This window comes from Parviterribacter multiflagellatus, assembly GCF_056863265.1.
Window position 1 is genome coordinate 203,629 of sequence record NZ_JBXPIZ010000009.1, and the last position, 16,594, is coordinate 220,222.

Consider the following 16,594-nt stretch of genomic DNA (forward strand, 5'->3'; position numbering starts at 1 on the left):
GATCTGGCCGCAATCGCCCGTACGGTCAGGCGCATGACGCGGGTCCTGACCGAACGCGAGCTCAACCGCGCGCTCCTCGCGCGACAGCTGCTCCTCGAACACGACGCAGAGCGCAGCACTTCTGACGCGATTCGCCACCTCGGCGGGCTCCAGGCGCAGGAGCCCAAGGCGCCCTACGTCGGCCTCCACGCGCGCCTGGCCGGCTTCGACCCGGCGGCGCTGGAGGAGCTGCTGGAAGCCCGCGACGCCGTCCGCATCAACGTCATGCGCCACACGCTCCACCTCGTCAACGCCGACGAGGCCGCCGCCCTCCGCGCGCTCCACGCGGACATGATCCGCGGGCGGATGAACGGCGCGGTCGGGCGGGACCTCGCGGGCGCCGGCCTCGACGCGGTCGCCGCGGCCGCGACGCCGGTCTTCGCGGCCGGTGAGGTCGGGATGAAGGAGGTCGGCACCACGATCGCACCGCAGTTCCCCGGCGCCGACCCGACCGCGCTCGGCATCGCCGCCGCCAGCGTCGTCGCCGTCGTCCACACCACCCCGCGTGGCCTGTGGCATCGCACCGGCCGCGCGAAGCTCACCCTCCTGGAGCGCTGGCTCGACGGCCGCCCTGCCCGCCCGCTCACCGCCCCCGACCTCCTGCGCCGCTACCTCACTGCCTTCGGCCCCGCCACGCCCGCGGACTTCACCGCGTGGTCCGGCCTGCCGGGCGCGAAGGCCCTGTTCGACGCCCACCAGGACGAGCTGGTCACGTACGCCGACGAGCAGGGGCGCACGCTCTACGACCTCCCCGGCCTCCCGGTCCCGGCCGCGGACGCGCCCGCGCCCGTCCGGCTCCTGCCCGAGTTCGACAACGCGCTCCTCGGCCACGCCGACCGGGCCCGCATCCTCCCCCACGAGGAGCGCCACCTCGTCGTCGCCGGGCAGCGCGCCGTGCTGCTCGACGGCTACGTGTGCGGGATCTGGACGCTGCGCGACGGGGAGCTCGACGTCACGACGTTCGGCCCCACGACGCCCGACGACAAGCGGGCGATACGGGAGGAGGCCCGCCGCCTGCTCGCCTGGCACGGGGTACGCAGGGGCCGCGTCGCGATCAGGTCAGGAAGCGGTCGCACGACGACGGCGACCCCGTCTCGAAGCCGCTGAGGAACGCCGCCCGCCGCTCCTCGGGCGTCCCGTGATGCTGCTCGTTGGTGACGTCGAAGTCGCCGACCGCCAGCGCGGCCTGCGCGGCCTCCTCGATGTCCTCCTGGGTGATGGAGCCCTCGGCGAACGCGGAGTACGCCCAGACGCCGGCGAGGCAGTCGGCCTGCAGCTCGAACGGCTTGGCGGTCTCGCTCCGCAGCGACGAGAAGATGCCCAGCTCGGTCTGGAGGTTGTGCGCGTACTCGTGCGCGAGGACGTACGCGACCGCGAAGTCGCCCGCGGCCCGGCCCGTCCCCGGGAGGTCGAGCACGCCCTCGTACAGGCGCGCGGCGAACGACTGCGCCACGTAGATCGTGTCGTCGGCCGGGCAGTAGAACGCGGCGTCGTCGTTGGCCGGCGTCCCGCACGCGGTCTGGACCTGCTGCCCGGGCGGGACCCACGTGAACGCCACACGCGGCTCCGGCAGGTCGCTGGTGGCGAACGTCCGCGTCCAGAAGCGGTCGACGTCCTGGAGCACATCGGTCATGAACGCGTCGATCGTCTGCGGCTGGTTGCGCCCGTCCGAGCGCACCTCGGGCCGGGTCCGCTCGGGCCGCTCGAACACCTTCTCGAGGTCCGCGATGACGTCCTCGATCTGGTCGCCGTACCGCTCGCGGCGGCGCTCGAACTCCTCGCGCGCGGCGTCGACCTGGCGCTCGACGTCCTTGCGCAGCTCGTCGACCTGCGTCCGCGCCTCGTCCACCCGGCGCTCGACGTCCTCGCTCCCGCACGCCGCGCCGAGCAGCGCGACGGCGACCAGCACCATGACGATCCCTGCCCGATTCACCCGACAAGCTGTACTGCATCTCGCCCGTGATCGCCACGCTCTCGACCCGCCAGCTCAACCGCGCGCTGCTCGCCCGCCAGCTCCTCCTCGACCGGACCGAGCCCGACATCCCCGCCGCCCTGGAGCAGATCGGCGGCATCCAGGCGCAGTACGCGCCCGCCATGTACGTCGGCCTGTGGTCGCGGATGGCGGGGCTTCAGCGCGGCGCGGTGACCGCGGCGCTGGTCGACCGCACCGCGCTCCAGGCGACGCTGATGCGCGCGACGATCCACCTCGTCACCCCGCGCGACTACTGGCCGATCACCGAGGCCGTCCGCGCGTCGCGCCGCGTGCTGCACCAGCGCACGTTCGGCGACGTCGCCACCGTCCGGCAGATGGCCGCGGCCGCGCGCAAGCTGCGCACCGCGATGGAGGAGCAGGGCCCGATGCACCGGCGCGACATCGAGGCGCTGCTGGGCAAGGACCGCGCGCGCGGCGTCGGCCTGTGGCTCGACCTCGTCCGCGTGCCGCCGCTGGGCACGTGGGAGCAGCGGCGCGCCGACCTCTACGGCCTCGCCAACGTCTGGTCGCCGCCCCCGGAGCCGCGCCCCACCCCGGCGGCCGGGGCGGTCCACCTCGTCCGCAGCTACCTGCGCGGCTTCGGCCCCGCCTCGCGCAAGGACGCCGCGAGCTTCACCGGGCTGAGCGTCGCGGAGGTCGGCCGCGCGCTCGCCCGCCTCGACACGGTGACCTACCGCGGGCCGGACGGCGGGGAGCTCGTCGACCTGCCGGACGCGCCGCTCCCGGAGCCCGAGACGCCCGCGCCGCCGCGCTTCCTGCCGGTGTGGGACGCGACGCTGCTCGTCCACGCGCGGCGCACGCAGATCCTGCCCGAGGAGCACCGGCCGAAGGTCTTCAGCGTCAGGAAGCCGCACGGCACCCCGACGTTCCTCGTCGACGGCCAGGTCGCGGGCGAGTGGCGGTACGAGGACGGCCGCGTCAGCGTCACGCCGTACGTCGACCTCGACGCCGCCGACCGCCGCGCGGTGGACGCCGAGGCCGAGCGGCTCGCCGCGTTCCACGCCGACTAGCCGACCGCGCGCTCGTCCGCCGTCAGCTCCTCGCGGATCGCGTCGAGCCAGGCCGCCGGCTCCCCCAGCCCGCGCAGCCCCTCGATCTGCTGCGCGACGCGGTCCGAGCGCCAGTCGACGGAGAGCAGGTCGAGCGCGGTGGAGAGCAGCATCGCGTGGTGGTCGAGCACCGACCGCACCGTGACGATCTGCCGCCGCAGCTGCACGTCGCGCACGTCGGGCAGCTCGTTGCGGAGCGCGACGAACCGGGAGGCGAGCTTGCCGCCGCGCGGCGCGAGGTCCGCCAGCGGTTCGCGGAGGCGGATCGCCGCCAGCAGCGCCTCGGCCTCGTCCTGCCAGATCACGGCCTCCGCGACGACCCGCTGGAGCGTCGCCCGCGCCGCCGCACGCTCGGCCGCGAGCCGTTCGGCCTCGCCCTCCTCGAGCACCACGACGGAGACCCCGAGCCAGTCGTCGGGGTCGCTCCGGGTGGAGCGTTGCTGCCTCGCCGCCTTCCGCCTGCGTCGCCAGCCGAACACCGCACGGCGACCCTACCCCGGCGGCACCCGCCGCGTGGGTATTTTCTACGCCCTCGAAGCGCCGGGTTCTAGTGCGACGCGTGCTCGCTGGCCAGGGCCGCTTCCACGGCCTCGGCGCGCAGGTGGTCCATCGGCGAGAGCATGGCCTGCAGGAGCGGCATGGCGTCCTCGTCGGCCTTGCGCAGCCAGTCGCGCTCGGTGCGCGTGTGGACCCACTCGTCGAGCGTCTCGTGCAGCACGATGAACCGCGCGAGCGGAAGGACGACGTGGGCGTTCGCCTTCGCCTCCCCCAGCCGGTGCAGCTCGTCGCTGACCGCGGTGAGCTGACGCAGCGCGAGGACGTCGTCGGTGTCCATGGCCTGCCCGCGGTGCCGCTCGAGGAGCATCTCGCCGCAGGCGTGCGACGCCGACTCGAGCTGCGCGTGGGAGAGGTCGAACGCCAGGTTCGTGACCGGCGTCCCGTCGGGCTCGTGCAGTGTCCGGACCTGCGCGTTGACCATGACAAGACGTTACCTACCCCACCGGCGGCAGGTCAGTGCAACGTTCGTTGAGGGTGCGTTAGGCCTGCGTGTCGGCGGCGACCGGTTCGGTCGTCGCCGGGGGCTGCTCGACCGGGCGCGGCTTGCGCCCGCACGCCGCGATCGGCGCCTGCGCGCGGATCTCCGCCAGCAGCCGCGCCGACAGCTCCGCCGCGCTCTCGCCCGGCTGCAGACCACCGCCCTCGGGCGGGAAGAAGCGGACCTTCACGTGCGGGCGCTTGGGGAACCGCGGGATGTCGACGGTGCCCTCGACCGTGCAGCAGACGACCTGCACGCCGGGGACCGCCTCGGCGAGCCGGCCGAACCCGCTGCGCGCGCGCAGCACGCGGCCCTGGGAGCGCGTGCCCTCCGGGAAGACGCCGATGCAGGCGCCGGCGCGCAGCTCCTCGATCGCGCGCGCGAGCGCGCCCGCGTCGCCCTTCCCGCGGTCGATCGGGATCTGGCCCATCCCGTCGAGCACCTTGCCGACGACGCCGATCTTCCACAGCGACGACTTCGCGAGCGCCTTGATCTGACGCCGCGAGCGCCCGGCGACCCCGATGGCGATCGGGTCCCAGTACGAGTCGTGGTTGCCCGCCAGCAGGACCGGGCCCTCGAGCGGCAGGTGCTCGGTCCCCGAGACCTCCAGGCGGCCCCAGCGGCGGACGATCGGGTTCGAGACGGCCATCACGGCGCGGTAGGCGAAGGAGAACTTCTCGGGCATCGGCGATCCCTACTCGGCCGGGCCGCGCCGGTTACGCGGGCGCAGGGCCGGTCGACTCGCGCACCACCAGCTCGACCGGCAGGACACGGCTGCGCGGGCGGCGGGAGGGCGGGGATGTGAGACGGGCGTGGAGGATCTCGAAGGCGGCGGCGCCCAGCCCCTCGGGATCGGCGCGGACGGTCGTCAGCGGCGGCGCGGAGTAGAGCGCGAGGTCGAGGTCGTCGAACCCGGCCACCGACAGCCGCCCGGGGACGTCGACCCCCGCCTGGCGCGCGGCGGTGACGAGGCCGGAGGCGAGGACGTCGTCGTCGCAGACGACCGCGGTCGTGTCGCCGAGCGCGCGCAGCAGCTCGTGCGCGGCAGCGATCGCGCCCTCGGCGTGGAAGCGGCCGGCCCCGGTGGCGACCGTCGCCGGGTCGACGCCATTGGCCCGCAGGTGCGCGCGCCACCGCTCCAGCCGCCGCTCGAACGTCTGCCCGGAGATCGCCGAGCTGAAGTAGCCGATCCTGCGGTGGCCGAGCTCGTGGAGGTGCTGGAGGATCGCGTCGGTCCCGGCCTCGACGTCGAGCACGACGTGCGGGAACCGCTCCGGCGTCGCCTCGACCACGACGACCGGCGGCGAGCCGGGGCGCTCGAGCGACTCGGGCGGGTCGGCGGCGAAGAACAGGAAGCCGTCGATCGAGCCCGCGCGGAGCGCCTCGACCGAGCCGTCGCCCCACGCCGCGCCGTACGCGTCGTCGATGAGGACGACCACGTGGCCGGCCTCCCACGCGGCACGCTGGGCGCCGCGCAGCGTGCGGCCGAAGAACGGGTGCGTGACGTCGGAGACGACGAGCCCGACGGCGGCCGCGGTGCCCGAGCGCAGGGCGCGCGCGGCGGCGTTCGGGCGGTAGCCCAGCTCCTTCGCGCAGCGACGCACCTGCTCGGCGGTGGTCTCCGAGATGCGGCCGGCCGACTTGCCGGAGAGCACGAGCGACACGGTCGCCTGCGACACGCCGGCCTTGCGGGCGACGTCGATGCTCGTGACCTTCTGGGTGCTGCGGGCGCGGCCGGCGATGGCGGCACTGTAGTGCGAGGTTCGCACCGGCGGGACGTCGAGCCGGCTGGAGGTCGTCCTCAAGTTCGCTGGACTTCTGCCGTTATACGTACTACGGTGATACGTATGACGTCCTACAGCTCCCTCAAGCGACCGCTCACGGTCCTGGCCGGCCTCGCGGCCTCCGCCGGGATCGTCACCGCGGCCTGGGCGGCGACCGGGACCGATCCCGATCGGGCTCCGCGGCCGGCAGCAGCCGTGCTCGTGGACCTCGGGTCGCCGTCGAGCGCGCTCACGCGCGCCGTCGAGACCGCCGGCGCCCGCGCCGGCATCGCCACCTCCGCCGTGGAGATCCGCCGTGTCGGCGGCGCGCCGGAGGCCACCGCGCAGGTCAGCGCCCTCGCGCCCGAGGACCTCACGGTCGTCGCCGCGGTCGGCTCCGACTCCCGCGCGGCCGTGTCCCAGGCCGAGGGTGCGGAGCTCGCGCCCGACACGGCCTGGCTGACCATCCGCTAAGTCCACGAGACCCAGCTCCCCGCCCGCTCCTGAGACGGAGTGGAGCGGGAACGCTGCGGTGTCAAGTTCCCGTGCGCTGGGAAGTGCCGGCGACATGGCTGAACTGACTCCGCTCGACGAGAAGCTCGCAGAGGTGCTGGGCCTCGCGCAGGCCGCGCAGGACGCGACGCAGCAGGTCGCGAAGATGGAGGGCGCCGACGACTTCGCGCAGCAGCTCGACCGCATGCGCGAGGAGGCCGCCGAGACCGAGCGCCGCACCGACGCGCTCGTCGACACCATCGACGGCCGCAAGACCGCGATCCGCGACATGGCCCGCGAGACGAAGTCCGAGGCCGTCGAGATGATGAGGACCTACCTCGCCGACGAGGAGGAGGCGCTCGACGGGTTCGAGTTCCTCGCGATGGCGGAAGCCGGCGAGCTCTGCCACTGGGAGATCGTCCACAAGATCGCCGACACGCTGGGCGACGGGGACGCGCGGGAGCTGGCCGACTGGGCGCTCGGCGTCCAGCGCCAGCACGTCGAGCTCGTTCGCGCCGCGTCGCTCGACCTCGCCGCCGACGAGGCGCGCGAGTTCGCCGCCGCCTAGCCGGCGCGCCCGCACGACCCGCCGCGCCGCTACGGCAGGCGCGGCGGGAAGTGGTGCAGGATCCAGTCCGGCGTCAGCGGCTCGCGCCGGTACGACTTGCCGTTGACCAGCACGTAGTCGCGGGTGCGCGGGTTCATCGGGAGCTGGCGCTCGATCGGGAACCACTCGTTGTGCTGCTCGATGAGCAGGTTCAGCTCGTCGAACCGCCACTGCGTCGCGATGTCGTGCCAGCGCGCCGCGAACCCGGCCGGATCGCCGTCGTACTCGGACTGCAGCGCGCGGTAGGCGCGCTCGAGCCGCCGCCGCGCCTGCAGCGTCGCGGCCTCGATCTCCCCCAGCCGCTCCATCCAACGGGGCCGGTTGCCGGCCTTGAGGTAGGCCTCCAGCGAGCGCTGCGACTGGGCCGCGCGGTCGCTGATCTTCTGCGCGTACGTCTCGTCGTGCTCGCGCTTGCGCCGGAGGAGCCGTTCGACGGGCGTGTGGTCGTCCGCGGCCATGCCCCAAGGGTAGGGTCCGCGCGGTGCTCCCGCCTACCCCCGCGCTGATCGTCGACGTCGCCGCGCTCGACGCGAACCTCGCCGCCATGCAGGGCCGCTGCGACGCCGCCGGCGTGCGGCTGCGCCCCCACGTCAAGGGCCACAAGTCGGCGTGGGTCGCCGGGCGCCAGCTCGCGCACGGCGCCGCCGGGCTGGCCGCCGCGACGCTCGACGAGGTCGCCGGCCTGCTCACCGCCGGGCACGGCCAGGACGTCCTGCTCACGAGCGTCCTGTCGCCGCGCCGGATCGACGACCTGGTCGCGCTCCGCCACGCCGGCGACGTCGCCGTCGTCCTCGACGCGCCCGATCTCGCGGCGCCGCTCGCCGCGGCCGCCCGCGCCCACGGCGTCGAGCTGCGCGTGCTCGCCGACCTCGACGTCGGCCAGCGCCGCGGCGCCGCCCGCACCCCGGCCGCGGCGCTCGCCATCGCCGACGCCGTCCGGGACGCGGGGCCGGGCATCGCGTTCTCCGGCGTCCAGGCCTACGAGGGCCACCTGCAGATGCTCCCCGACGCCGAGCGCGCCGCCGGCCACGGCGCGGCGATGGACGTCCTGCGCGACATGCTCGACGCGCTCCGCGCGAGCGGCCACGCCGTCCCGCTCGTCACGTCCGCCGGCACCGGCACGTTCACGCTCGCGGCCCCGTCGCCGCTCGTCACCGAGGTGCAGCCCGGCACGTACGCCCTGATGGACGCCAAGTACGCCGGCGCCGGCGCCCCGTTCGCCGCCGCCGCGCACGTCCTGACGACCGTCATCTCCGCCCCCGGCGACGGCGAGGTGCTCGTCGACGCCGGGCTCAAGGCGCTGTCCATCGACCACGGCCCGGCGCGCGTGCTCGACCTCGACGCGACGTGGGCGCCGGCGGGCGACGAGCACGGCCGCGTCAGCGGGGACGTCGGCCACCTGCGCCCCGGCGACCAGCTGCGCCTGCAGCCCGCCCACACCGACACGACCGTCCGCCTCCACCGCGCGCTCTGGGCCGACGCGACGACCCCGCTCCCGCTGTTCTGACGCCCACGGCGAACGCGCCTGACGGACCGCCCGACGTTTGGCGCGATAAGGCGCGGGAAAGGTGGGGCCGCTAGACATGGGTCGTGTGCGACCGGTCCCCCCTGCCCGTCTCGAATCGCTCGACGCCCTGCGCGGACTCGCCGCGCTGGGGATCGTCGTGCTGCACGTCTGGATGTTCGACTACGGCGACTCCGGCAAGCCCGAGAAGGGCTTCTGGGACCTGGCTGCGGGCGAGCTGCGCCTCGGGGTCCCGCTCTTCTTCCTGCTCTCCGGCTTCCTGCTCTACCGGCCGTTCGTCGCGGCCGCGCTGGGCGAGCGCGAGCCGACGCCGCTGAGCCGCTACGCCATCCGCCGCGCCGCGCGCATCCTGCCGGCGTACTGGCTCGCGCTGGTGGTCGCGTTCTTCCTGCTGCGGTACCTCGACCACCCGGCGCAGGCGACGACCGGGCAGCTGCCGCTCTTCGTCCTCTTCCTCCAGAACTACGTCCCGGAGACGCTCAAGCACCTCGATCCTCCCATGTGGACGCTGTGCGTCGAGGTCACGTTCTACGCGCTGCTGCCGGTGATCGGCATCCTCGGCGTCAAGCTCGCCCGCAGCCGGGCCAAGCAGGCCGTGCTGTGCGGCGGGCTCACCCTCGTCGGCGCCGCGATCGCGGGCTGGTCGATGGTCGCCGCGTGGGAGCCGGTGGTGACGAACTCGCTCCTCGTGCACGTCCACGAGTTCGCGGCCGGCATGCTCGTCGCGGTGCTCGCGCACAACCGCCGCTCGTCGCACGCCGTCGCGCTCGGGATGATCGCGGCGGGGGTCGTGCTCATCGTCGGGGACGGCGTCTGGCACTCGCGCGGCATGGGCTCGCTGGAGTGGCGGCAGGCGCTCGGCGACGGGCCGGCGCTGATCGGGTTCGCGCTCGTCGTCGGCGCGCTGGTGACGACGACGCTGCGGATGCGGGTGCTGACGAGCGCGCCGCTGCGGCTGCTCGGGACGCTCTCGTACGGCGTCTACCTGCTGCACTTCCTCGCGATCTACTGGCTGCGCGGCGAGCCGGGCCGCTGGCCCGAGGACTACGGCGAGGCGCTGCTCTACGTGCTCGCGTTCACGCTCCCCGCGGCGGCGGCGAGCTGGGTGCTGGTCGAGCGGCCGGTCCTCGCGTGGGCGCAGCGCGCGACGCGCGCACGGCGGCCCGCGCCGGCCCGCGACGGTCAGGCCGCGCGCCGCGCCAAGCCGGCCGCGGCGTCCGCGTACAGCGCGTAGCGGTCCTTGCCGGCGCCCTTGGCGTCGTACATCGCGAGGTCGGCGTGGACGAGCATCTTCTCGGCGCTCAGCCCGGTGTCGTCGAAGACGGCGACACCGAGCGAGGCCGTGACGCGGGTGACCGCGCGCGCCCCCAGCCCGGCCGCGGCCTCGCGGACCGCCCGGACGAGGTCGGCGGCCAGCGCCTCGGCGCCCTCGCGGCCCTCGCGCGGGATCAGCACGGCGAACTCGTCGCCGCCGAGCCGCGCGACGAGGTCGGTGTCGCGGACCCGCTCGCGGAGCGCCCGGGCGGTGGCGACGATCAGCTCGTCGCCGGCCTGGTGGCCGAGGCGGTCGTTGACGGTCTTGAAGCCGTCGAGGTCGAGCACCATCAGGGCGCCCTGGGCGCCGTAGCGGCGGGTCTGCGCGACGTGCTGCTCGAGCGCCGCCTCCAGCCCGCGGCGGTTCAGCAGGCCGGTCAGCGGGTCGTGGTTGGCGAGGTGGCGCAGGCCCTCCTCGTGCCGGCGCCGCTCGGTGATGTCCTGGACCTGGGCGAGCACGTGGAGCGGGCTGCCGTCGGCGTCGCGCAGGAGCGTCGCGCTCGCGGAGACCCACACCGGGTGGCCGGTCGCGTCGATGTAGCGCTTCTCGACCTCCATCCCGGGCCGCTCGCCGGCGAGCAGCGCGGCGAACGCCTCGGTCTCGGAGGAGCGATCCTCGCTGGCGGTGATCGCGAGGACCGGGACGCCCTCCAGCCCGGCGCGGGAGCGCCCCGTGATGCGGGCCATCGCCTCGTTGACGCGCAGGAAGCGGCCGTCGAGGTCGATCAGGCACATGCCGATCGGCGCGGCGTCGAACGCCTGCTCGAACTGCTGGACGGCCGCGTGGCGGGCGCGCTCGGCCTCGCGCTCGGCGGTGACGTCGCGGGAGATGTTGATGACGCCGACGGTCTCGCCCTCGTCGTCGCGGTACGGGGCGATCTCGACGACGAGCCGGCGCCCGCTCTCGCTCGCGACGAACCCGTCGAGGCGGCCGCTCTGGCCCTGCAGCGCGGCGCGCATCGGCGTCGCGAGCTGCTCGAGATCGTCGCCCTGGATGAACTCCTCGAGGCGCTTGCCGACGAGCTGCTCGGCGCCCTGCGGGACGCCGCCGCCCTCCATGACCAGCAGCCGCAGCTCGTGGTCGTAGACCGCGACCATCGCGCCTGGGAGGTTGCGCAGGACCGTGCGGTGGTACTCCTCGCTCTCGCGCAGCTTGCGCTCGGCCTGCACGCGCGCGCTGACGTCGGTGAGCGTGCCGATGTAGCCGGTGAGCAGGCCGTCCTGGTCGACGGCGCCGGTCACGTTGAGCTCGACCCACAGCGTCTCGCCACCCGGCCGCACGATCCGCGCCTCGGTCTTGTAGGCCTCGCGGCGGGCGGCGGCGCGCTGGAGGCCGTCCTCGACCCGCGCCATGTCCTCCGGGTGCAGCGTCGGCCCGAGCTCGGCGCCGATCGCCTCCTCGTCGCTGAGGCCGTGGAGCTCCTTCCACACGTCGTTGGCGTAGAGCAGCCGGCCCTCGACGGTGGAGCGGAAGATTCCGACCGGGATCGTCTGGGCGAGCGAGCGGAAGCGCTCCTCGCTGTCGGCGATGCGGCGCTCGGCGGCGAGCCGCTCGGTGACGTCCTCGAACGAGCACACGACCGCCGACGGGCGCGCTTCGCCCGGCCGCGTGAGCGGGCGCATGTTGACCGAGCAGACGCGCACCCGGCCGTCGGGGTAACGCAGGCGCTGCAGGTAGCCGTCCTCGGGCTTGCCGCTCAGCAGCACGCGCCCGGCGGCCTGCTCGTGGCGCTCGAGCTCGCGGCCGTACTCGTCGATGCCGACCGGCGGGCCCTCGAAGAGCTTCGCGCCGGCCTCGTTGACGTCGATGATCCGCCCGGTGGCGTCGACCAGCGCCACGCCCTCGGCCAGCGACGAGAGCATCGTGCGGGACTTGCGCTCGCTGTCGGCGAGGCGCTCGGCGGCGACCCGGCGCTCGGTGATGTCGAGCACCTGCGTGGAGAAGAACGAGGGCGTCCCGTCGCGGTCGCGGACGAGCGCGGTCGACAGCGTCACCCACACCGTGTCGCCGTCGCCGGTGACGTAGCGCTTCTCGACCGTGAAGCCGTCGCGCACGCCGCTCAGGACCTCGGCCATCCGCAGGCGCGACTCCTCGACGTCGTCCGGATGGGTCATCGTGTTGAACAGCTGGCCCTCGAGCTCCGCGCGCGGGCGGCGGAGGATCGCGCAGAACGCGTCGTTGACCTCGAGCAGGTGGCCCTCGGGCGAGGTGATGCACATGCCGACCAGCGCCTGGTCGAACGCGGCGCGGCTGCGGACCGACATCACGCGGGCCTGCTCGGCGACGCGGCGCACGTCGAGGACGAGGTGCTGGATCGTGAGGCCCATCGCGGCCGCGATGCCGACCATGAGCGTCGCCCGCATCGCGGTGTGGAGCGGCGCGTCGTTCCAGGCCATCGGGACCGTCATGACGGCGGCGAGCACGACGAGAGCGGTGATGAGCTGCGCGCGGCTGCCGTGGAGCGCGAACCACAGCGGTGTCAGCAGGACGAGCGGGATCAGCAGCTCGGGCTCGTCGCCCAGCTCCCCCAGGACGAGGACGAACGCGAGCCACAGCAGCGCGGGCGTGGCCTGGACCCAGGCGGGCAGGCGCTCGAACGGCAGCACGGCGCCGCCGGCGAGCACGACCGCGAGGACGAGCCACTGGTGCCACAGGTCGAGCACCGGCGTGCCCGCGGCGAGCGGGAGGATCGTGGCGCCGAGCAGCGCGGCGAAGACGAACGGGAAGCCGCGGCGCAGCGCGCCGTCGCCGTCGAGCGGGCGCGGGGTGCGGCGGCGCTTGGCCGAGGCGCCGGCGGGGGTCGCGGGCGTGGTCCTGGGCGCCGGTGCGGGGGTGGCCGCGCGGGGCGTGGTGGGCGCCGTCGGCGCGGAGACGGGAGCGGCGTCCGGCTCCGCCTCGGTGGTCGCGGCCGCTTCGGCGATGGCCGCGGCGAGGAGCCGGTCCTCCTGCACCGCGCGGTTGATCGCGCCCCACAGCCGGCCGTCGAGCTCCTGGCCCTTGGGGACGAAGTCGTGCGCGCCGCGGCGGCGGGCGCCGAGCGCGAGCTCGGGGTCGCGGCGGCCGGTGAGGACGAGGATCGGCGCGTCCGTGTGGACGATCAGCCGGTCGACGACCTCCAGGCCGGGCGCGTCGTGCAGCGACAGGTCGACCAGCACGCAGTCGAACGTCGCGCCGGCCAGCTCCACCTCGGCCGCGGCGGCGGACTCGGCGTGGCGCAGCTGCGGCGGGTTGTCCTCGTGGGTGAGGACGGCCTCGACGAGCGCGGCGTACGTCGGGTCGTCGTCGACGAGCAGGACGCGCAGGGTGCGGCTCGGAGCTGGCGCTGTGTGAGTGCTGGGGAACACGGTGTCGCCGCGGGGGACTCGGCGGGGGAACACTCCGGTTCTCGGCGCGGTGCCCGGGGCCGTTGAGGGGCCCCGGACATCTGGCCAGGCGGCGGACCGCCAGGTTCAAGGCTCCGGCGGTTCGGCCGATCAGCGCCGGTCCGCGGGCGCGAACGGCGGGGCCGGGACCTGCTCGACCACGCAGCCGGCGTTCCAGTCGCCGCCGGTCTCGGACGAGCAGCTGGAGGCGCGGTAGAGCGTCGTGCCGGTGTCCGCGGCGCCGGTCACCACGACCGGCGTGCCGGTGGCCTGGGTGAGCGTGCGCTCGGTGCGGTCGTAGCGGAACGCGCCGCGGGCGGTGCCGTTGCAGCCGCTCGGGTCGCCGAGGCAGGCCTTCGTCCACGCGAGCGTCCCGCCGAAGAACGACGGCCCGACGTACTGCTGGCCCGAGAGGCCGACGACCTGGCGCTGGACCTGCTGGGAGGTGCGGGCGTCGACGTCGACGAGGCGCAGCTCGTTCTGCCCGATGCCGGCGCAGCCCGCGCAGGAGTAGCCGACCGTCTCGGCGAGGTTCCGGCCGTGCAGCTCGAGCTCGGCGACGTAGCGGGCCTGCGTCGCGCCGCACTTCTCCGGCTCGAAGTCGCCGCAGCGGCGCTGCGGGACACCGGACAGGCGGGTCGACGGCCGCGACCGGGGCGCGGTGACGATCTTCGTGTAGACGACGGGGTTCTGCCTGTCGCGGTTGCCCGGGTGGTAGATCCGCGTCCACGCGATGCGGCCCCTCCACAGCGTCGGCGTGGTGTCGTCGGCGCTCGGGTCGTTGGCGTTGGCGACCGGCCGCTCGACGCCGGACGTGAGGCTGTAGGTGAAGAGGTCGGAGGTGCCGGTGCCCTGGCTGCGGCGGTAGATCAGCGCCGGGGTGCCCGCGCGGTCCGGGCCGACGTCGGCCTGGAACTCGGCCTGGCTCGTCGCGACCGGCACGTCCTGCGGCGCCTGGCCGGGCGCGCGCACGACGAGCCGGTACGCCTCCACGCTCTTGTCGAAGCGGCTGAAGACGACGTAGCCGGCGTGCTCGCGCACCTGCGTCGCGGCGCCGGGCTGGGCGATCGTCTCGGCGTGCGCGGCGGCCGGCAGGACGCAGATCGCGGCCGCGGCGCCGACCGCGGCGAGGGTGGTTCTCCAGACCTTCATGCCCCGAGAACGCGCCGCGGCGCGTCAAGGTTGCGGCGGGAGGAAGACCACGCGATCGACGAGCGCATCGACCGTCGCGGCAGGCAGGTCGGCCTCGTGGCCCAGCTCCGCGAGCGAGCTGAAGCCGCCAAGGCCGTCGCGCACGCGGACGATCCGCCGCGCGGCCTTCCGGTCGACCCCCGGCAGGCCGGCCAGCTCGTCCGCCGCGGCCGCGTTGACGTCGAGGAGGCCGTAGCCGTGCTCGTCGAGCGCGGAGCCGATGCCCAGCTCGCGCGCGGTCTCCGGCTCGCGCTGCGCGAGCTCCATCGCGCGGCGCCGCCGCTCGATCTGCTCGTGCGCGAGGTCCGCGTCGCGCGCGGTCCCGAGCAGCGCGCGCACCTCGGGACGGAGGCGCTGCAGGTGCGCGAGCCCGCCGAGCCACGTGGCCGTCCACACCGCGAACCCGAGCGCGGCACGCGTGAGGCTCGGCCCGCCGACGCTCGCGATCGCGCTGCCGGCGACGAACGCGCCGAGGTAGCCGGCGCTCGCGGCGAGCCAGTCGCGCCGGCGCGCGCGGACGCCGATGTAGGCGAAGGTGACCCACGTCCCGATCCCGAACGGCAGCACCGCCGGGATCCGCCAGACGTCGGGGACCGGCTTCGGGACGACTGGTCCGCGGTCGCCGCGGACCGTCACCTCCAGCCGCATGGCCCTCGCCTAGCCGGCGACCTTCTCGAGGACCTCGGCCGGCGCGTCGAAGTTCGCGTTGACCGTGTCCACGTCGTCGTTGTCCTCGAGCGCGTCGATGAGCTTGAGCAGCTTCGTGGCGCCGTCCTCGTCGAGCGGGACGGTCGTCTTGGGCTGCCAGCGCACCTCGAACGACTCGATCTCGATGCCCGCGTCGTCGAGCGCGGTGCGGACGTCGGTGAGGTCCGACGGCTCGGTGACGATCTCGAAGAAGTCCTCGTCCTGGCCGATGTCCTCGGCGCCGGCCTCGATGGCGGGCATGAGGTCGTCCTCGGTGTACTTCTCGCCGTTGACCACCGCGACGCCCTTCTTGTCGAAGAGGTAGGCGACCGAGCCGGGCTCGCCGAGCGACCCGCCGTGCTTGGTCAGCAGGTGGCGCACCTCGGAGCCGGTGCGGTTGCGGTTGTCGGTCAGCGCCTCGATCAGCAGCGCGACGCCGCCGGGCCCGTAGCCCTCGTACAGCACCGCCTCGTACGACTCGGCGTCGGCGCCCGCGCCGGTCCCCTTGTCGATCGCCCGCTGGATGTTGTCCTTGGGCATCGAGGCGTCCTTGGCCTTCTGCACCGCGAGCGCGAGCGCGGGGTTGCCCTTGACGTCGCCGCCGCCCTCCTTCGCCGCGACCGTGATCGCGCGGGCGAGCTTCGTCCAGAGCTTGCCCCGGCGCGCGTCGACGATCGCCTTCTTGTGCTTGATCCCTGCCCATTTGGAGTGACCGGCCATGACGATCCAGTCTAGTGGCCGTTCCAGGTGATTCGCAGGCCCTCTGCCAGCGTCGTCGTGGGCTCCCACCCGACCGCGGAGCGGATCTTCGACACGTCGAGCGCGCGCCGCCCGCCCTCCCCCGCCGGCGCCCCGCCGAGGATCTCCGGCTCGAGGTCGCTGCCGGCCGACCTCAAGACGGCTCGAACCACCTCGAGGACGCTCGAGGCGCGCCCCGTGCCGACGTTGTACGCCTCCCCCGCGACCCCGTGCTCGGCCAGCGCCAGCAGCGCGTCCGCCGCGTCGCCGACGAAGAGCATGTCCCGCGCCGCGCTCCCGTCGCCGCGGATGACCGGCGCGCGCCCTGCGCGCACCGCCGCGATCGTCCCCGGCACGAGCCGCGACTCGTGCCCGTCGCCCGGCCCGTAGAGGTTCGCCAGGCGCGCGACGACGACCCCCGGAAGCTGGCGGGCGAGCAGGTCCGCCGCGGCCTTCGAGGCGGCGTACGGCCCGTCGGGGTCGAGCGGCGCGTCCTCGGGCGTGGGCACCGGCGCGCGCGGGCCGTACACCTGGTCGGACGACGCGAACACCGCGCGCGGTGCGCCCACGAGCGTGCGCCACGCGAGCGCGACGTTCGACTCGTACGTGCCGATCGGGTCCTCGCGCGCGGCGGGCACGGTCACCTGCGCGGCGAGGTGGAACACGACGTCGCAGCCCGGCGGGACCTGCGCGCCGCGCGGGAGCGGGAGCACCTCGTCCCCGCGCGCGACGAGCCGCTCGACCAGCGCGCGGCCCAGCAGCCCGCTCGCCCCGCTGACCGCCACGCGCGGCGTCAC

General features: G+C 74.8%; 17 protein-coding genes. 6 read left to right on the top strand and 11 right to left on the bottom strand.

Translation table 11 applies throughout. From position 1 onward, the window contains the following. Positions 1–33 precede the first annotated feature (33 nt). A complete protein-coding gene (locus tag AC1UE5_RS20025; RefSeq protein ID WP_482926821.1) occupies positions 34–1,146 on the top strand; it encodes a winged helix DNA-binding domain-containing protein in 1,113 nt (370 codons plus the stop codon). Here the strand turns inward: AC1UE5_RS20025 and AC1UE5_RS20030 are convergent. Beyond that, positions 1,094–1,972 carry a neutral zinc metallopeptidase gene (locus tag AC1UE5_RS20030; RefSeq protein ID WP_482926823.1) on the bottom strand — a complete coding sequence of 293 codons (879 nt, stop codon included), beginning with the start codon at positions 1,970–1,972 and terminating at the stop codon, positions 1,094–1,096. The genes AC1UE5_RS20025 and AC1UE5_RS20030 overlap by 53 nt on opposite strands. A 26-nt stretch (positions 1,973–1,998) precedes the next feature. Here AC1UE5_RS20030 and AC1UE5_RS20035 point away from each other — a divergent pair, with 26 nt between their 5' ends. Next, the gene (locus AC1UE5_RS20035) at positions 1,999–3,042 is read left to right on the top strand and encodes a winged helix DNA-binding domain-containing protein (RefSeq protein ID WP_482926825.1); all 1,044 of its coding nucleotides are present in this window, start codon (positions 1,999–2,001) and stop codon (positions 3,040–3,042) included. Here AC1UE5_RS20035 and AC1UE5_RS20040 read toward each other — a convergent pair. The 4 genes from AC1UE5_RS20040 to AC1UE5_RS20055 form a co-directional block, all read right to left on the bottom strand. Continuing rightward, complete coding sequence (locus tag AC1UE5_RS20040; protein WP_482926827.1) at positions 3,039–3,560, bottom strand: hypothetical protein; 522 nt, start codon at positions 3,558–3,560, stop codon at positions 3,039–3,041. The genes AC1UE5_RS20035 and AC1UE5_RS20040 overlap by 4 nt on opposite strands. A 68-nt stretch (positions 3,561–3,628) precedes the next feature. Beyond that, positions 3,629–4,060 carry a hypothetical protein gene (locus AC1UE5_RS20045; protein ID WP_482926829.1) on the bottom strand — a complete coding sequence of 144 codons (432 nt, stop codon included), beginning with the start codon at positions 4,058–4,060 and terminating at the stop codon, positions 3,629–3,631. A 58-nt stretch (positions 4,061–4,118) separates the two neighbouring features. Then, positions 4,119–4,802, bottom strand: coding sequence for a lysophospholipid acyltransferase family protein (locus AC1UE5_RS20050; protein ID WP_482926831.1), 684 nt, complete (start codon positions 4,800–4,802; stop codon positions 4,119–4,121). 31 nt (positions 4,803–4,833) lie between these two features. Continuing rightward, positions 4,834–5,922, bottom strand: coding sequence for a LacI family DNA-binding transcriptional regulator (locus AC1UE5_RS20055; protein WP_482926833.1), 1,089 nt, complete (start codon positions 5,920–5,922; stop codon positions 4,834–4,836). Between the two features lie 42 nt (positions 5,923–5,964). Between AC1UE5_RS20055 and AC1UE5_RS20060 the strand changes: the two genes are divergently transcribed. Both AC1UE5_RS20060 and AC1UE5_RS20065 read left to right on the top strand, forming a co-directional pair. Further along, entirely contained in the window at positions 5,965–6,354 is a 390-nt protein-coding gene (locus tag AC1UE5_RS20060; protein ID WP_482926835.1) for a hypothetical protein, read from the top strand. Positions 6,355–6,448: 94 nt separating this feature from the next. Then, a complete protein-coding gene (locus tag AC1UE5_RS20065) occupies positions 6,449–6,940 on the top strand; it encodes a hypothetical protein (RefSeq protein ID WP_482926837.1) in 492 nt (163 codons plus the stop codon). Between the two features lie 29 nt (positions 6,941–6,969). Here AC1UE5_RS20065 and AC1UE5_RS20070 read toward each other — a convergent pair whose 3' ends face one another. Then, complete coding sequence (locus tag AC1UE5_RS20070; RefSeq protein WP_482926839.1) at positions 6,970–7,437, bottom strand: hypothetical protein; 468 nt, start codon at positions 7,435–7,437, stop codon at positions 6,970–6,972. 23 nt (positions 7,438–7,460) lie between these two features. Between AC1UE5_RS20070 and AC1UE5_RS20075 the strand changes: the two genes are divergently transcribed. Both AC1UE5_RS20075 and AC1UE5_RS20080 read left to right on the top strand, forming a co-directional pair. Beyond that, complete coding sequence (locus AC1UE5_RS20075) at positions 7,461–8,486, top strand: alanine racemase (RefSeq protein WP_482926841.1); 1,026 nt, start codon at positions 7,461–7,463, stop codon at positions 8,484–8,486. Between the two features lie 85 nt (positions 8,487–8,571). Beyond that, complete coding sequence (locus tag AC1UE5_RS20080) at positions 8,572–9,738, top strand: acyltransferase family protein (protein ID WP_482926843.1); 1,167 nt, start codon at positions 8,572–8,574, stop codon at positions 9,736–9,738. On the opposite strand, the gene AC1UE5_RS20085 is transcribed toward AC1UE5_RS20080, so the two are convergent. The 5 genes from AC1UE5_RS20085 to AC1UE5_RS20105 form a co-directional block, all read right to left on the bottom strand. Further along, positions 9,687–13,163 carry a PAS domain S-box protein gene (locus tag AC1UE5_RS20085; RefSeq protein WP_482926845.1) on the bottom strand — a complete coding sequence of 1,159 codons (3,477 nt, stop codon included), beginning with the start codon at positions 13,161–13,163 and terminating at the stop codon, positions 9,687–9,689. The two genes, AC1UE5_RS20080 and AC1UE5_RS20085, sit on opposite strands and share 52 nt — an antisense overlap. Positions 13,164–13,292: 129 nt before the next feature. After that, a complete protein-coding gene (locus tag AC1UE5_RS20090) occupies positions 13,293–14,333 on the bottom strand; it encodes a hypothetical protein (RefSeq protein ID WP_482926847.1) in 1,041 nt (346 codons plus the stop codon). Between the two features lie 24 nt (positions 14,334–14,357). Further along, entirely contained in the window at positions 14,358–15,020 is a 663-nt protein-coding gene (locus tag AC1UE5_RS20095) for a ComEA family DNA-binding protein (protein ID WP_482926849.1), read from the bottom strand. Positions 15,021–15,029: 9 nt separating this feature from the next. Next, positions 15,030–15,779 (bottom strand): YebC/PmpR family DNA-binding transcriptional regulator, encoded by a 750-nt coding sequence (locus AC1UE5_RS20100; protein WP_482926851.1) that lies wholly within the window; start codon positions 15,777–15,779, stop codon positions 15,030–15,032. Positions 15,780–15,790: 11 nt separating this feature from the next. Further along, a complete protein-coding gene (locus tag AC1UE5_RS20105; RefSeq protein ID WP_482926853.1) occupies positions 15,791–16,594 on the bottom strand; it encodes an NAD-dependent epimerase/dehydratase family protein in 804 nt (267 codons plus the stop codon).

Coding starts and splice junctions, on each gene's coding strand:
- AC1UE5_RS20070 (WP_482926839.1), bottom strand. CDS start 7,437: ATGGCCGCGGACGACCACACGCCCGTCGAACGGCTCCTCCGGCGCAAG.
- AC1UE5_RS20095 (WP_482926849.1), bottom strand. CDS start 15,020: ATGCGGCTGGAGGTGACGGTCCGCGGCGACCGCGGACCAGTCGTCCCG.
- AC1UE5_RS20090 (WP_482926847.1), bottom strand. CDS start 14,333: ATGAAGGTCTGGAGAACCACCCTCGCCGCGGTCGGCGCCGCGGCCGCG.
- AC1UE5_RS20100 (WP_482926851.1), bottom strand. CDS start 15,779: ATGGCCGGTCACTCCAAATGGGCAGGGATCAAGCACAAGAAGGCGATC.
- AC1UE5_RS20060 (WP_482926835.1), top strand. CDS start 5,965: ATGACGTCCTACAGCTCCCTCAAGCGACCGCTCACGGTCCTGGCCGGC.
- AC1UE5_RS20025 (WP_482926821.1), top strand. CDS start 34: ATGACGCGGGTCCTGACCGAACGCGAGCTCAACCGCGCGCTCCTCGCG.
- AC1UE5_RS20065 (WP_482926837.1), top strand. CDS start 6,449: ATGGCTGAACTGACTCCGCTCGACGAGAAGCTCGCAGAGGTGCTGGGC.
- AC1UE5_RS20050 (WP_482926831.1), bottom strand. CDS start 4,802: ATGCCCGAGAAGTTCTCCTTCGCCTACCGCGCCGTGATGGCCGTCTCG.
- AC1UE5_RS20045 (WP_482926829.1), bottom strand. CDS start 4,060: ATGGTCAACGCGCAGGTCCGGACACTGCACGAGCCCGACGGGACGCCG.